Source organism: Rosistilla ulvae (genome assembly GCF_007741475.1).
Taxonomy (GTDB): domain Bacteria; phylum Planctomycetota; class Planctomycetia; order Pirellulales; family Pirellulaceae; genus Rosistilla; species Rosistilla ulvae.
In genome coordinates this window covers 6,896,565-6,912,386 of record NZ_CP036261.1, presented here as the reverse complement: position 1 = coordinate 6,912,386, position 15,822 = coordinate 6,896,565, and the positions used below count along the sequence as shown (strand labels likewise).

Here is a 15,822-nt window from a genome sequence, read left to right as displayed (position 1 = left end):
CGCCTCTGCACGATGGATCGCTGCAGATCGTTGCTCCACGGACGGCTGCACCGAACGTAACCGTTACACGTAAACATGAAAGTTAGCCCTATGAATACCGACTTCCACTTTCCGCCAAAGCAGGGACTCTACGACCCAGCCCATGAGAAAGACAGTTGTGGTGTTGGCTTTGTGGCGCACATCAAAGGCCAGCCCAGCCACCAGATCGTGTTGGATGCCGACACGATCCTGAAGAACATGGACCACCGCGGCGCCTGCGGTTGCGAAACCAACACCGGCGACGGATCGGGAATCATGATGGGCTTGCCCCACCGCTTCCTGGCTCGCGTGGCCAAAGCTGAATTTGGCGCAACGCTTCCCGAACCGGGGCGTTTCGCCGCCGGTTTGGTCTTCCTGCCGCAAGACGACGCCGAACGAGCGCATTGCAAGCAGGAGATCGAAAAGCTGATCACCGAAGCGGGGCAGACCCTCGTCGGTTGGCGTAACGTTCCCCAAAACACCGATGCCGCCGATGTTGGCCCCACCGCCCGCAAGAGCGAACCGAACATCGAACAGCTGTTTGTCGCTGCGGCCGACGGCATCGAAGGCGACGCGTTTGAACGCAAGCTGTACAGCATCCGCAAGCGTGCCAGCCATCAACTGCGTGGCAGCGAGACATTGGTCCAGGCGAAGATGTTCTACATCTGCTCGCTGTCCACCAAGGTCATCATCTACAAGGGCATGCTGACACCGGCACAGTTGCTGCCGTATTACCCCGACCTCACCGATCCCGACTTTGAAACCCATCTGGCGATGGTTCACAGCCGGTTCTCGACGAACACCTTCCCCAGCTGGGATCGCGCCCAACCGCTGCGATTCATGAGCCACAACGGCGAGATTAACACGGTCCGCGGCAACAAGAACTGGATGGCCGCTCGCGAAGGAACCGCCCGCAGCGAAGCCTTTGGCGACGAACTGCAAAGTTTGTTCCCTGTCGTCGAGCCCGAGTGCAGCGATTCGGGCACGTTCGACAACGTGTTAGAGTTCCTGTTGATGAACGGCCGCACGCTGCAAGAAGCTGTCATGATGATGGTTCCCGAAGCTTGGCAGAAGCACGACACGATGCCCGAAGAGAAGCGTGCCTTCTACGAATACTTCAGCGGCATGATGGAACCGTGGGACGGCCCCGCGTCGATCGCGTTTACCGACGGCCATTACATCGGTGCGGTTCTCGACCGCAACGGTCTGCGACCTAGCCGCTATTACATCACGACCGATGATCGCGTGATCATGGCCAGTGAAGTCGGCGTGCTGCCAGTCGATCCGGCGATCGTCAAAGAGAAGGGCCGTCTGCAACCTGGCAAGATGTTCCTTGTCGATTTCGAAGCCGGTCGCGTGATCGCCGACGAAGAACTGAAGACCGAATTCGCCAAGCGAGCTCCGTACGGCAAGTGGCTCAAAAACCAACGCATCCAACTGTCGGACCTGCACCCCGAACAGGAACCACACGGTTTCGACGCCGACACCTTGCTGCAGCGGATGCAAGCGTTTGGATACACAATCGAAACGATGCAGTTCATGTTGCGTCCGTTGGTCACCGAACTCCGCGATCCGGTCGGGTCGATGGGGAACGATTCCGCGTTGGCCTGTCTGAGCGACAAGCCGCGAATGATCTACGACTACTTCAAGCAGCTGTTTGCTCAGGTGACGAACCCCGCGATCGATTCGATCCGCGAAGAGATCATCATGTCGCTTGAGTGTTACATCGGGCCCGAGCTGAACCTGCTTGAAGCGACCGAAGAACACTGCCATCGCTTGCTGGTACCTCACCCAATCCTGACCAATGAAGAATTGGCGGCACTCAAGCACCTGGACCATCGCGGCTGGAAGTCGCAAACGATCGACATCACCTTCGATCGATCCGAAGGAACCGATGGCCTCCGCAACGCCTTGCTGCGAATCGCTGCCGAAGCGGAAGCGGCCGTCGACGCTGGCTTCTCGATCATCGTGCTGTCGGACCGTGAGGTCAGCCACGACCGCGTTCCAGTCAGCTCGCTGTTGGCTGCTGGTGCGGTCCACCAACACTTGGTCCGCAAGGCCAAGCGTACGCAGATCGGCGTCGTTGTCGAATCGGGCGAAGCTCGCGAAGTCCATCACCACTGCCTGTTGATCGGCTACGGTGCCGACGCGATCAACCCCTACTTGGCCTTCGAATCGCTGTGGCAATCGCGTCGCGACGGCCTGCTAACCGGCAAACTGGACGACGACGACAAGATCGTTGCCGCCTACCGCAAGGGTGTCGCCAAGGGGATGCTCAAGGTGATGGCCAAGATGGGCATCAGCACGCTGCAAAGTTACAAGGGTGCTCAGATTTTCGAAGCGATCGGTTTGAATCACGACGTGATCGACCTCTGCTTCACCAACACCGCCAGCCGCATCGAAGGCGTCAACTTCCAACTGGTCGCCGAAGAGACGCTGCGTCGCCATCACCTGGGATATCCCGACGTCAAATCGGCTCAGCTGCCACAGCTGCCCAACGTCGGTGAATTCCACTGGCGTGCCGAAGGCGAAAAGCACGCTTGGGCTCCCGAATCGATCGCATCGCTGCAAGCCGCCGCTCGAACCGGCAACAAGGATGCGTACTGGAAGTTTGCCAACTTCATCAACCACGACAACAAGACCCGCTGGACACTGCGTGGCCTGCTCGACTTCAACGAGGCCGGGGCGGGTCCCGAGGTGCCGTTGGACGAAGTTCAGCCCGCGTCGGAGATCGTCAAGCGATTCTGCACCGGGGCGATGAGCTTTGGTTCGATCAGCGCCGAATCGCACGAAACGCTTGCCGTGGCGATGAATCGCTTGGGCGGTAAGAGCAACACCGGCGAAGGCGGCGAAGATCCGACGCGGTTCCTGCCGTTGGCCAATGGCGACAGCAAGCGTTCGGCGATCAAGCAGGTCGCCAGCGGACGCTTTGGCGTGACGATCGAATATCTGGCCAACGCCGACGAGATTCAGATCAAGGTCAGCCAGGGTGCCAAGCCGGGCGAAGGTGGAGAGCTGCCGGGCAAGAAGGTCGACCAGAACATCGCCCGGATTCGCTACAGCACCCCGGGTGTTGGCTTGATCAGTCCGCCGCCGCACCACGATATCTATTCGATCGAGGATCTGTCGCAATTGATCCACGACCTGAAGAACAGCAACCCCGCGGCGCGGATCAGCGTGAAGCTGGTCAGCGAAGTTGGTGTTGGCGTGGTCGCTTCGGGCGTGGCGAAAGCACACGCCGATCACATCCTGATCTCGGGCGATTCGGGCGGTACGGGTGCCTCGCCGCTGACCAGCATCAAGCATGCCGGTCTGCCATGGGAATTGGGAATTGCCGAAACCCATCAGGTTCTGGTTCTGAACAACCTCCGCAGCCGCGTGGTTCTGCAAACCGATGGTGGTCTGAAGACCGGCCGCGACGTCGTCATCGCCGCGTTGCTGGGAGCTGAAGAGTTCGGCTTCTCGACCGCGCCGCTGATCGCGCTGGGCTGCATCATGATGCGTAAGTGTCACTTGAACACCTGCCCAGTCGGCATCGCGACGCAAGATCCCGATCTGCGAAAGAAGTTCGCAGGCAAGCCGGAACACGTGGTCAATTACCTGTTCATGGTCGCCGAGGATGCACGTCAATTGATGGCCAAGCTCGGCTTCCGATCGATCGACGAAATGGTCGGCCGCAGCGACGTGTTGAAGACCGACGATGCGATCCGCCACTGGAAGTCCGACGGATTGGACCTGACTCCGATCCTACGCCCAGCGACCAAGATGCACGCCGACGTCGAAACGCGTTGCACCATCGCTCAGGATCACGGACTCGAGCACGCCTTGGACAATACCGTCATCTTGCCTCAGGCGATGAAGACGCTGGAGACCAAGGAACCTGTCGTGATCGAATCGCCGATCGTGAACATCAACCGAACCGTCGGTACGATCCTCAGCCACGAGGTCGCCAAGCGGTACGGCCAAACGGGTCTTCCCGAAGACACGATCCACATCAAGCTGACCGGTTCGGCCGGACAGAGCTTGGGAGCGTGGTTGGCCAAGGGAATCACGATCGAACTCGACGGCGACGCTAACGATTTCGTCGGCAAGGGCCTCTCGGGCGGTCGGATCGTGATCTACCCACCGAAGGTCAGTTCGTTCACCGCCGAAGACAACATCCTGGTCGGCAACGTCTGCCTGTATGGTGCCACGATGGGCGAAGCCTTCTTCCGCGGTCGGGCTGCCGAACGCTTCTCGGTTCGCAACAGTGGTGCCAACACCGTTATCGAAGGTGTCGGCGATCACGGCTGTGAATACATGACCGGCGGTCGCGTGGTGATCCTCGGTGCCACCGGACGCAACTTTGCTGCCGGTATGTCGGGCGGTATCGCCTACATCTGGGACAAGGCGGGCGACTTCAGCCTGAACTGCAACCTGGGAACGGTAGAGCTCGAGAAGATCGAAACCGAAGCGGAACAGGACGAGATCAAGGAATTGATCGAGAAGCATGTTCGCTACACGGGCAGCACGGTCGGGCAGGAAGCCCTGGACGATTGGGACACCTTCGTGAAGCAGTGTGTCAAAGTTATGCCAACCGATTACAAGCGTGTCTTGCAAGAACTGGCCGAAGCAAACCAGACGGTCAACGTCTAGTCATAGCCAAGCAACACGTGGACGCAGCCTGGGCAGTCGATCTGCCCAGGCACGCACAACGGGGCCGACGACGCCTCACACAATTCGCCTTTTAAAATTGAGAGTATCACGATGGGTAAGCCAACTGGATTCAAAGAGTTTGACCGCAAAAAAGTGCCTTGGCGACTGCCAGTTGTCCGCATCAACGACTACCAGGAAATCTACACCGAACCCAAAGAAGAACTGCTCCGCGAGCAGGGTGCCCGGTGTATGGATTGCGGTGTGCCGTTCTGCCAATCGTCCAGCGGTTGTCCGATCGACAACCTGATCCCCGAGTGGAACGACCTGGTCTACAACGGTCGCTGGGAAGACGCGATCCAGCGTCTGCACAAGACGAACAACTTCCCCGAGTTCACCGGTCGGGTCTGCCCCGCGCCGTGCGAAGGGTCGTGCGTTTTGGGCATCACCAATCCGCCCGTGACCATCAAGAACATCGAGAACGCGATCGTCGACCGCGCTTGGCAGGAGGGCTGGATTAAGCCCGAACCGCCAAACGCACGGACAGGCAAAAAGGTAGCGATCATCGGTTCGGGACCCGCTGGCCTCGCCGCCGCGGATCAACTGAACCGCGCCGGCCACCTGGTCACCGTCTTCGAACGCGCCAGCCGCATCGGAGGGTTGCTGATGTACGGCATCCCTAACATGAAGCTGGACAAGAACCAGGTCGCTCGCCGCGTCGAGAAGATGACAGCCGAAGGGGTCACCTTCAAGACCAACGCCAACGTCGGCGTCGACATCGACCCGAAGGACTTGCAGAAGGATTTTGATGCAGTCCTCCTGTCGACCGGTGCGACCAAGCCACGCGACCTGCCGATTCCCGGCCGCGACCTGAAGGGCGTCCACTTTGCGATGGATTACCTGACCGGTAACACCAAGAAGGTTCTCGACAAGACCGACACGGCCGAGTTCATCAACTCCGAAGGGAAAGATGTTATCGTGATCGGCGGTGGCGATACCGGCACCGACTGTATCGGCACTTCGATCCGCCACGGCTGCAAGAGCATGGTCAACTTCGAGCTGCTGCCTCAGCCGCCCGAAGAGCGTGCTCCCGACAATCCTTGGCCCGAATGGCCGCGCGTCTTCCGCACCGATTACGGTCACGAAGAAGCGGCAGCCAAGTTCGGCAAGGATCCGCGGACGTATTGCATCCTGTCGAAGGAATTCATCGACGACGGCCAGGGCAACCTGTCGGGCATTCGCACCGTGGGTGTCGAATGGACGAAGAAGCCCGATGGCGGCTGGGCGATGAGCGAGATCGAAGGCTCGGAAAAGGTTTGGCCCGCACAACGCGTCTACCTGGCGATGGGCTTCCTGGGCCCGGAACAGTACCTTGTCGAATCGATGGGCTTCGAGACCGACAACCGATCGAACTACAAAGCCGAGCATGGCAAGTTCACGACCAGCATCGAAGGCGTCTTCGCCGCCGGTGACTGCCGTCGCGGACAGAGCCTTGTCGTCTGGGCGATCAACGAAGGCCGCGGTGCCGCCCGTGCGATCGACATCTTCCTGCAGGGCAGCAGCGTTCTGCCAGCTCCAGGAACGACGATGGGAACCGAACTGTCGGCAACTTAAGCTGTCAGGTTCCGAGCACAAAAGAAGGTCGCGGCAGCATCAGCCTGCCGCGACCGATCGATTCACTTGTTGCAAGGATCTCGCCTTGCAACAAGTCGTCAAACGGTGGCCGCTTGGGGGCGGACTAGTCTTTCTTCGGTCGCAGGTTCTGCGGCATCTCGACTTCGATTTCAACCATCTTGTTGATCTCGCCATCGCCTTGCTTGTACAACTCGAACGCGTCGTACAGCTCTCCGATCGCCGTGCGCGCTTCGAAACGAAGCTGATCGCCATCGATGTGAATCACTTGATACAGTTGAGTATCCTCGGCCAAACGCTTCATGAACGGCCAACGCGTATTGTCGTACATCTTCGGCCCGCTGACCGAAACGACGTAGACAGTCCCGTGCTCGGGATCGACGCTTTGCACGCCCGTGGGAACGTTGACCGTGCCGACGCTGATCTCCTTGTCGCCAGGCTCGGTCGCCGCCTTGTCGTCGGCTCCAAACGTCGAGAACTCTTTCTCTGACACCTCGACTCCGGGAACGTTGAAGCCGGTCCGGCCGTAAGTGTGGTCGTGCCCCTGCAGCACGAGGTCGACTTTATATTTGTCCAGGATCGGTTTCCAAGCGGCTCGCAGCGAGCTGTTGTCGCGTCCCTTGCCGGTCGAAAAGATCGGATGATGAAAGGTGCAGACAACCCACTCAGACGTGTTACTGGCCAAGACCTCTTCGAGCCAAACCGCCTGCTCCTTCTGCATTTCGTTGCTATTCAGAGCGATCACGCGAAGGTTCTGATAGACGAGCGTGTAGCAGCTTTCCTCAAGCCCCTTGGGGCCGTTTTGAGGCAGCGTGAACGAAGGACGCCAATGCGATGTCAACTGTCGCTTTTTCCCATCGGGCGTCTTGGATTGCTCGTGGTTGCCAGGGACTGCGATGCTGGGAGTCATCGCGTTGAGCCACGCTCCAGCGCCAAACCACTCGCCCCACTCGGCGTCCGCATTGGCTCGGTTCACGAGATCGCCAGCGTGCAGCAGGAACGCCGCCTTGGGAGCGTCGCGATAGGCTTCGCGAATCACGCGCGACCACATCGAACGCAGGTTGTTTTGCGCGTCGCCAAAGTAGACAAACGAAAACGGCTCGGGCTTGTCGGCCGCGGTGGAGAAGTGAAACCACTCGCTCCAGTTCACGCCATCGCCGACGCGATAGGCGTAACGCGTGCCTGGGGTCAGGTCGCGAAAGCTGACGCTGTGAAAGTGCGCCGTGTTCAGGTCGGTCTTCAACGCCTCGGAGACCGCCGCGATCTGCTCCGCTTTCGCCGGGAAGCCGGGGCCCGCTTCAGCGACGGCGATTTCGGCAAGCCCGATGTTGACAGCGGTCGATGTTCGCCAAGTGACAGCCTGGGAGGTGCGTGGATCGCCGTCCCAGGTCAAGATGATCCGATCGGGCATCGCCGTCGGTTCGTACATTTCATCGGGCTTCACGGCGATGGGAGCGTGCGAATGGCCATGTTCTCCCTCGTGCGCGATGCCCCACTGGGGAATCTGCAGCAGAGCGAAGCAGGCAAGTAAAAATGTTCTCGAGAGCAGCATCGGTGATCCTTGTTAATGTTTAGTTAAATAGTCTGGTTGGTTGTCGGTTAGAAGCGTTTAGTCTTCGATGGAGTATGACGCGGTGAAATTCACTTCGGGAACCGCTTGGGTTAACTGTAGGTACGCCGACTTGGTAATCTTTGTGTCGCGCAAGTCGACCACCGCCAGGTTGGGAAGCTCAGCCAATCGTTTCAGCGGCTCAACCGCGACGTCGGACAATGGCGTCTGTTGAATCGCCAGCCCACGCAATTCGGGGCACGAATCGATCAGTATTTCTAAGAACTCAGGAAGCATCGTATCGGTCAGCATCGTATGCCCCAAATGCAGTCTGTCCAGCCGTGGAAAGAATCGCAGCGCCTCGATCGTTGCTTGGTCGATTTGCGAATCGCCAAGATCCACCAATCTTAGTTCCGACGAATTCCGTAGCATCGCGAAACCATCGCCTGTAACCGAGGTTTCCCGCAAGTAGAGGGTATGCAATCGAGTGAGTGTTTCCAGGTGAGACATTCCCGTGTTGGTGATCGCTGTTTTGCTAAGATCCAGCAGTTTCAAGTGTTTCATTTTTGCGATCGCAACGAGCGCTTCGTCATCGATGGGGCATTGCGACAGGGTCAATTCTTCGATCGTCCCACAACTGGCTAACGCGGCAATCCCCTTGGATGTTACGCCCGTCTGGTTGAGGTAGATCGACTTCAGCTCCGGCAGTTCGCTGATCGCCGCCATTGCCCCGTCGCCAACGCCACTCTGGTTGAGATCGATTCGTTGCAGAAAATGCAGCTTTGCCAGATAGGGTGCTGCGGCGTCGGTCAACGCTGGTGAATTGGCTTTCAACGCTATCACCGAACCCGAGTCGTTCGTTGTGACATCAACCGGCGCCAGTTGATTCAGTGCGGCGACAGCTCGGCGTTCACCTCGTGGCATGCCGCCATAGAAGGCCTGAAATGCCCAGCCACCTCCAACGAAGCATGGCAACAAGATTAGCGTTGCAGCAACAAGGTTTCGACGGCGCGGCGCGTTCACGCCAAGGCTAGCTTCAGAGGACATGTTGTTGCACCTGGAGGGGAGTCGGACGTGGAGTTTTAATGGAAGGCAAGGCGAGTCGCTATCGAACTTCATCATCGGAGCAATAGCCGAGCTTACATACGTGCAGCGTTTGAGAGCATCTCCGTGTGAATTCTTGGCCATGCTATCGATGCTGCACCACCACGGACACCACCAATATGGCTGCCGGCAGAATGCAACAGTAACTGATTGCATTTAAGCCACTACGAATATCTCGCAGCTATCGCAATTACTAGCGGAGTCTTAACGGAACCTTCGCTAAGTTTCGAGAGGCAGTCGCTAGAGTACCTACCAAATCAACCGGCAGTCACACGCTGACGCGTCGTGTTGGCTATCTGTTGTGACGTGCGGTTCGGTCGCTTTCCCCTCAACCTCGACTTTGACAACTCGTGTCGTCGTGATATTGGGGAACGACTTGCCTTTAAAACACAACGACCACTCTCCCTCTACGAACAACAAAGGAAAACCGATGCGAATCATGGACACGCGAGCACAAAATCGCGGCTTCACCCTCGTCGAACTGCTAGTCGTGATTGCCGTTATTGGAATCTTGGTTGGCCTGCTGCTGCCTGCCGTGCAAAGCGCACGCGAAGCCGCACGGCGGATGCAATGCAGCAATAATCTCAAGCAAATCGGCCTTGCCTTGCACAATTACCACGATTCGGTTCGCTCATTCCCGCCGGGAAGTCTCTACGGTGACGACGAATACGGTTGGGCCTGCATGATCCTGCCGCAACTGGAGCTAAGCACCCTCTACGATCAGATCGATTTTACAGCGCAAGCGCCGGACGTGGCGCTCAAGCTGCAGGTTGGCGTCACGGATCAGGTGGTCAGCACCTATATCTGCCCGACAAATTCAATGTCGTTGATGCACAGCCCCTACCAGTCGGATACTCAGGGCGGTCATGCACGCAACGATTACAGCGGCAGCTTGGGATCGGGAGGCGGTTCGATCACGGGAATGTTTGGAAAGATCGGGACCACCTATCGCACAACGAAGATTCGCGACGTGCTCGATGGCACCAGCAATACGATCGCTGTGGGCGAAGCCTATACCGAATTCCAACGCCAGATCGACGGCCCATCGCACAGCAACTCGCAAGACTTCAAAGTCTGGATCGGTACCAATAACCAGCACCAGAACGTCGTCGCCGAAGCGGGGATCGCGCACGTGTTGAACGGAACGCGCGACGACTCCTTTGCTAGCCAACATCCCGGCGGTGTGCAATTTAGCTTTGCCGATGGTTCGGTGTCTTTCGTTTCGGAAAACATCGATATGGTCACCTTTGGCCGTCTGGCCGACAAAGCGGATGGAGAAGTCGTTCAGCGACCGTAACTCGCACTGAATCGCCGCAGCGCAATAGGTGGTCCTCTCTCTATTGCGCTGCGTTTCTTGCCCCCCCTTTCACCACGCCCCGCGAACCGGCCAGCTTCCCGTCCGCGGTGAGCCCGCCGATTATTGGAGCCTTGGGAATCTACGATGCTACGAAGAATGATGACAACTTGCGCCGCCTTCTTAATGGTTTTGGCAGCGATCGGTTGTGGCCGCGAAGCCCACATGATGGAGGTTTCGCCGGTCGACGGCACGGTGTTGCTGGACGGATCGCCGGTCACGGAAGGTTACGTGATGTTCACGCCAGACGTATCGAGCGGATCGGATCCGCTCGAATCGGGCAAATCGGCCAGCGGGACGATCGACAGCGACGGCAGGTTTCAGCTCTCAACCTACGGCGACAGTGATGGAGCTGTTATCGGCATGCACACTGTCAACTTCTTCCGCCCCGACCCTGAAGACGACGACGTGATCCTGAAGGACCCTTATATCCCAGGTGGAACATCCTTAAAGGTTGAAGTGAAGCCAGACGGCAACAACCTGGAGATCCACCTGCACGCGAAAGGGGAAGCCGAAATCACGCACGGCAGCTAAGTCGCCCCCGCTCTCCTGATCGTCCCGCCGCCAATATTCGCTCCCTGCCACAGGCAACTGCGAAAGTCGTCTCAACTTCAACGCCTGGATACGCACGTGGCGATCGCAGAAGCTGGACCGGAACCACAGATATCCGAACCAACCGCAAGTCCTCGGGCAGCGACTTGCGGATCATTAGACGTGGTGGGGCGACTCTTCTCGCCTCAGTCGATCGCCCCGCTGGTTCTGTTCCGCATCTTCTTTGGCGGGATGATGCTGTATCACCTCTACTGCATGACGATCGACCACTGGATCCATTTCTTCTACGTCTTGCCCGATTTCCATTTCACCTATCCCGGTTTTGAGTGGGTTAAGCCGTGGCCTGGGGATGGGATGTACTACCATGTTGCCGTGATGGGGATTGCGGCCGCAGGGATTACCGTCGGGCTATTTTATCGCTGCAGCGCGGTCGCCTTTTTCTTGGGCTACACCCACCTGTTTCTGATTGAAAAGGCGCTATATCAAAACCATTGCTACCTGATCTGCCTGCTCAGCGGCCTGATGATCGTGATCCCCGCACACCGCGCCGGGTCGCTCGATGCCTACTTTGGAATTGTCCGGCAGTCGAACGCGGCGCCAACTTGGGCGCTGTGGTTGTTGCGTCTGCAGCTGGGCATCCCCTATTTCTATGGTGGCTTGGCAAAGCTGAATTACGACTGGTTGCACTCGCAGCCACTCACGCTCTGGCTGGCCCGGCGGCACGACGCGCCCCTCGTCGGCAGTTTGTTGACAAACGAACAGGCCCCGTTCCTGTTCTCCTACGGCGGCATCTTGCTCGACCTGCTTATTGTCCCTGCACTGCTGTGGCGACCAACGCGACCGTTGGCCTATCTCGCAGCACTCTGTTTTCACCTGATGAACGCGTTGCTCTGGGACATCGGGATCTTTCCATGGTTCATGATCGGCGCGACGTTGATCTTCTTCCCGGCGGAGAGCCTGCGGAAGCTGTTTCGGTTTCCACCGATCGATGTACAATCCGACCCGCCGCCGCGATCGACGACACGTTTACAGAAGCTTCAATTGGCGGGGCTCGCGTTGTTTTGCAGCTGGCAATTGTTGCTGCCGTTTCGACATTATCTCTACCCAGGCGATGTCAGCTGGTCCGAGGAAGGGCACCATTTCGCCTGGCACATGATGTTGCGCGAGAAGGATGTAGGGATTCGCTTCTACGTCGTCGATCCTTCCTCTGGCGAGCGCGGTTTGATTCGGGTCGAAGACTTTCTGAACGAGCGACAGTTGAGTCGGATGGGAAAAGACGCCGACATGGTAATCGATTTTGTCCACCATGTTCGTGATCACTATCTCGAACTGCAGGACCGAAAGCTGGAGATCTACGTCCTTAATCTCGCCGCATTGAACGGCCGCAAGGCGCAACTGCTGATGGACCCGACGATCGATTACGCTGCGGTCGAGCGCCAATGGGCTCCGCAGCCTTGGATTGTTCCACTATCGGAACCTTTCCGATCGGAAGGTTGGACTGCGCCGTTGGATCAGTGGGAGACCGTGCTCGATTTGGACCTGCCTGCAGTAATGCAAATTCGGCCTCAAGTGCAGCGCCGTCGCACAGACAAGCCCTAACCGGTGAGCCCGCGTTTGTGTTTGTGCTCGGATTGCATTACCACCCAACATTAAGCTCTGGTGGAAGGACTTTCCTGTATGGACTGGTGCGTTTGAGGGCCGAATCGGACGGCGTTAGAGCTTTCGATCCGATACGGCTTTGGAGGATTGGAGAATGTGATCGAGGCGTTCCGGGGCGAGGGTGAGCAGTCGGTCCAGGAGCATCTCTGCGACAGCTTCCCCCGCGATGATCGACGGGATCTCGGCCTTGATCGGGTCGCGATTTGCGGTGGTGATCAGCGAAATATCCGCTATTTGACTGAGCGGTGAGTTGGGGAAATTTGTGAGGGCGATCACCGTTGCCTGCTGTGTTTCGGCAACGCTCGCCGCGTGCAGGATGTCCTTCGTCGCGCCCGATGAACTGATCGCGATGAGGACATCCGATTCGTCGAGCAGCGTCGCGTTGACCGCCATCACATACCCTTCGGTCGATGGGCGGGCGTCGATACCAATCCGGACGAGCTTCCAGGCCAATCCTGTCACCAACGGTGCAGAGCTGGCAACACCCACGATTTGAACAACTCGGCAGGCCAGCAGACGCTCGGCCGCCAATTGCAAGTCGTGGTCGTCCAGCAGTCTCAGGGTTTCACTGAGATCGTTCTTCAGCCGTCGCTCAACCTCGCTCCCCTGGCGATCGTTCGGATCGCGTTCGGCGCGCACGTTGACCGCTTCGTCGGTTGCCAGCATCAGCTTGAAGTCTTGAAAGCCCTTGCAGCCCAGCTTCTGGCAAAAACGAATCACGGTTCCGTATCCGATCCCACTGATCGCAACGACTTCGGTGATCGAATGGTATGCCGACTCGGGATGCTTCTCGAAATATTCGCCAGCCCGCTGTTCTGCGTTGGTCAGTTCGCCATGCAGGCGACGAAACTTCTTCCGCCAGGATTCATCGGGGTAGGAGGAGCTTTGGGCGGCAGGGGTACTCATCAAAAGTTCACAGCGTCGGTTAGGGAGAGATCGCGGGGACAGGTTAGGGGTGAACGGACATGGATCGCACGCTCGCTTCATCCATTTTGACGCGACGAACCGCCGAGCGTAATCGTACCGGGGATCGTCGTCGACTCCTTCACACGAACTTCATCTAAACAGGGGCTAATAAAGTGTTGGGGCTCGGGCGAATGAACGAAGGCACGCGCGAGCGCGGCGTTCTTCAGGGGAACCGGACGCTGGCGCGTGCCGACTGGTGCCGCAAATTGAAACACGGATTTGCCCTGTTCGTCTGACGCCATCCGCTTCCCGGTGCCATCGCCGGGCCACTAGGGAGGATTTAATATCCAGTGCAGGTTAAGTTGAAGTGAATTGTCGGGCGGGCTAGGTGTTTTGAATTGTCGTGCCAAAATTCTTGATATAGAAAATGCGATCGAAATCGGCTTCCGTGCAGTCGAATATAATGTCCAGCCGATGCCGTCGCAAACGATCGGTCACGCCTCAACCGTGGAGAAACAGTATGTCCGACGTCCGTCTTTGGGCCAGCGGAGCCACCTTGGTAAATCTAGCGAGTGTTATTGCGATCATGACTGCCAGCCTTTTTGGGAATCTGTCTTCCCTCGATGCCGCAGAAAAAGCCCCTGCTGTTGTCAAAGCGTTTGTCTGGGACTATCTCGATCCATGGACCAACCGCGTTGGAGCGTCCCAGTTGTTGACCGAAGCCGGATTCGAGGTCCATCCCTTGCCAAAGGCCAGTTCTCCCTGGGGCCTCTCGGGGCTGGTTTTTATCGGTAGCTTTGCCAGCGAAGACCCCGCCTACCAACCCTACATGAAGAAGTACGCCAAAGACCTCTATAAATTCGTCGACGACGGCAATGTCCTGGTCCAAATGACGCAGGCCGATCAGACCGAAGATCGCCCTCCGTTTCTACCCACAACGCTGGAAGCGCGGCGGTGCGATGTGGATTCGGGGAAGATGCACGTGCTCTCCGAAGGCCACACGCTCGCGCAAGGGTTTGCCAAAACCGACGGCTCTGCTCAACTGACCGGCGACCGCCTGGGGTGGGAGACGTTTGATCGGCACGGGGGATTTGAAGTCGTGATCAGTTCCGACGCTTACGCCAGCCACCCGATCTTGATGGAAGGGGCCTACGGCCAGGGGCGGATTGTGCTCGCGGCGATGCACTTCGATAAGCGAATCGACGCCGACGGCAAGCCTTCCGCCGAAGAACATCTCGATCGGCTGGGGCAACAGTTTGCCAAGAACCTGCTGCAACACGTCCAGGATGTCGAAGCCCGTCGTGCCGTTCCGATCCAGGTCACGCCGGCACCTCGCGTTCAAGGCAGCTTTATCGAGGGCTCCTGGACTTTGGCCCTACTGCCCGACACACAAGTCTACTCGGTCCGCTTCCCGGGTTTGTTTTCAGCTCAGACAGCTTGGCTGCGTGCTCATGCGAAACAACGCAACATTCAATACGTTCTGCACCTGGGTGACATCACCAACAACAACACCAGAAAGGAATGGGAGAGAGCGGCCGAATCGATGCAATTGCTCGACGGCCACGTCCCCTATGCGATCGTTGGTGGCAATCACGATTACGGCCCTTCGGGCGACGCATCGACGCGCGACACGCTGTTGAATGAGTATTTTCCTTACGAAAAAACAGCCGCGATGCCAGGGTTTGGCGGAGCCTTCGAAGCGGGAAAGCTTGACAACACGTACCATCTGTTCGAAGCGGGAGGTCAAAAGTGGATCGTCCTGGCGTTGGAATGGGGGCCGCGCGACGAGACGATCGCATGGGCTAACGATGTGATGACCAAGCATCCCGATCACAAAGGGATCCTTGTGACCCACGCCTACCTCTTCTCGAACTCTCGTCGCTACGATGCGACCGACAAGGTAAATCCCAATCACTGGAATCCGCACCACTACCGAACTCCCGGTGGCGTCAACGACGGCCAGGAATTGTGGGACAAATTGGTTCGCAAGCACAACTTTGTCTTCACCTTCAACGGCCATGTGCTCAACGACGGAACGGGCTATCGCGCCGACCCCAACGACACCGGCCAGCTGGTCCACCAAATGTTGGCGAACTACCAGATGCGAGAACTTGGCGGCGAAGCCTACCTGCGGCTGTTGGAATTCGATCCCGATGGCAATACGGTGCACGTGCTCGCGTACAGTCCGCTGCACGACCGCTACATGCTCGAGCAAGATCAATCGTTTACGATCCGATTGGACCAAGCTCCGGCGGAACAACCCGAGATGAAAGATTCGGCTCCCAGTCAACCCAAAGACCAAGCCGCTTCGGCAGCATTGGTTCCAACGGAGTGAGCGGTCTGCGTCGGCATGCTTATAAATGTCGCGTTCGACCGATCCTCGCAACCATTCACCCCGGCGTGGCCGGGTGTTGAA

9 protein-coding genes are annotated in these 15,822 nt (G+C 58.0%); 6 read left to right on the top strand and 3 right to left on the bottom strand.

Annotation, left to right across the window (positions count from 1 at the left end):
• Positions 1–90 precede the first annotated feature (90 nt).
• Together gltB and EC9_RS24370 are read left to right on the top strand one after the other, a co-directional pair.
• Complete coding sequence (gene gltB, locus EC9_RS24375) at positions 91–4,653, top strand: glutamate synthase large subunit (RefSeq protein ID WP_145348611.1); 4,563 nt, start codon at positions 91–93, stop codon at positions 4,651–4,653.
• A gap of 111 nt (positions 4,654–4,764) precedes the next feature.
• Positions 4,765–6,264, top strand: coding sequence for a glutamate synthase subunit beta (locus tag EC9_RS24370; RefSeq protein ID WP_145348610.1), 1,500 nt, complete (start codon positions 4,765–4,767; stop codon positions 6,262–6,264).
• Positions 6,265–6,388: 124 nt separating this feature from the next.
• On the opposite strand, the gene EC9_RS24365 is transcribed toward EC9_RS24370, so the two are convergent.
• Positions 6,389–7,834 (bottom strand): purple acid phosphatase family protein, encoded by a 1,446-nt coding sequence (locus EC9_RS24365; protein WP_145348609.1) that lies wholly within the window; start codon positions 7,832–7,834, stop codon positions 6,389–6,391.
• 57 nt (positions 7,835–7,891) lie between these two features.
• Complete coding sequence (locus tag EC9_RS24360) at positions 7,892–8,878, bottom strand: leucine-rich repeat domain-containing protein (RefSeq protein WP_218934406.1); 987 nt, start codon at positions 8,876–8,878, stop codon at positions 7,892–7,894.
• 487 nt (positions 8,879–9,365) lie between these two features.
• Between EC9_RS24360 and EC9_RS24355 the strand changes: the two genes are divergently transcribed.
• From EC9_RS24355 to EC9_RS24345, 3 genes are all read left to right on the top strand, one after another.
• Positions 9,366–10,232 (top strand): DUF1559 domain-containing protein, encoded by an 867-nt coding sequence (locus EC9_RS24355; RefSeq protein ID WP_218934405.1) that lies wholly within the window; start codon positions 9,366–9,368, stop codon positions 10,230–10,232.
• A 156-nt stretch (positions 10,233–10,388) separates the two neighbouring features.
• Entirely contained in the window at positions 10,389–10,823 is a 435-nt protein-coding gene (locus tag EC9_RS24350) for a hypothetical protein (protein WP_145348607.1), read from the top strand.
• 183 nt (positions 10,824–11,006) lie between these two features.
• Entirely contained in the window at positions 11,007–12,440 is a 1,434-nt protein-coding gene (locus EC9_RS24345; protein ID WP_246105855.1) for an HTTM domain-containing protein, read from the top strand.
• A gap of 114 nt (positions 12,441–12,554) precedes the next feature.
• Here EC9_RS24345 and EC9_RS24340 read toward each other — a convergent pair whose 3' ends face one another.
• The gene (locus EC9_RS24340) at positions 12,555–13,406 is read right to left on the bottom strand and encodes a MurR/RpiR family transcriptional regulator (RefSeq protein ID WP_218934404.1); all 852 of its coding nucleotides are present in this window, start codon (positions 13,404–13,406) and stop codon (positions 12,555–12,557) included.
• Positions 13,407–13,926: 520 nt separating this feature from the next.
• Here EC9_RS24340 and EC9_RS24335 point away from each other — a divergent pair.
• Positions 13,927–15,741: a metallophosphoesterase gene (locus EC9_RS24335; protein WP_218934403.1), complete on the top strand. Its 1,815-nt coding sequence runs from the start codon at positions 13,927–13,929 to the stop codon at positions 15,739–15,741.
• Positions 15,742–15,822: the final 81 nt, after the last annotated feature.

Excerpts from the sequence above, each read along its gene's own strand:
- gltB (WP_145348611.1), top strand. The coding sequence starts at position 91 with ATGAATACCGACTTCCACTTTCCGCCAAAGCAGGGACTCTACGACCCA.
- EC9_RS24370 (WP_145348610.1), top strand. The coding sequence starts at position 4,765 with ATGGGTAAGCCAACTGGATTCAAAGAGTTTGACCGCAAAAAAGTGCCT.
- EC9_RS24365 (WP_145348609.1), bottom strand. The coding sequence starts at position 7,834 with ATGCTGCTCTCGAGAACATTTTTACTTGCCTGCTTCGCTCTGCTGCAG.
- EC9_RS24360 (WP_218934406.1), bottom strand. The coding sequence starts at position 8,878 with ATGTCCTCTGAAGCTAGCCTTGGCGTGAACGCGCCGCGCCGTCGAAAC.
- EC9_RS24355 (WP_218934405.1), top strand. The coding sequence starts at position 9,366 with ATGCGAATCATGGACACGCGAGCACAAAATCGCGGCTTCACCCTCGTC.
- EC9_RS24350 (WP_145348607.1), top strand. The coding sequence starts at position 10,389 with ATGATGACAACTTGCGCCGCCTTCTTAATGGTTTTGGCAGCGATCGGT.
- EC9_RS24340 (WP_218934404.1), bottom strand. The coding sequence starts at position 13,406 with ATGAGTACCCCTGCCGCCCAAAGCTCCTCCTACCCCGATGAATCCTGG.
- EC9_RS24335 (WP_218934403.1), top strand. The coding sequence starts at position 13,927 with ATGTCCGACGTCCGTCTTTGGGCCAGCGGAGCCACCTTGGTAAATCTA.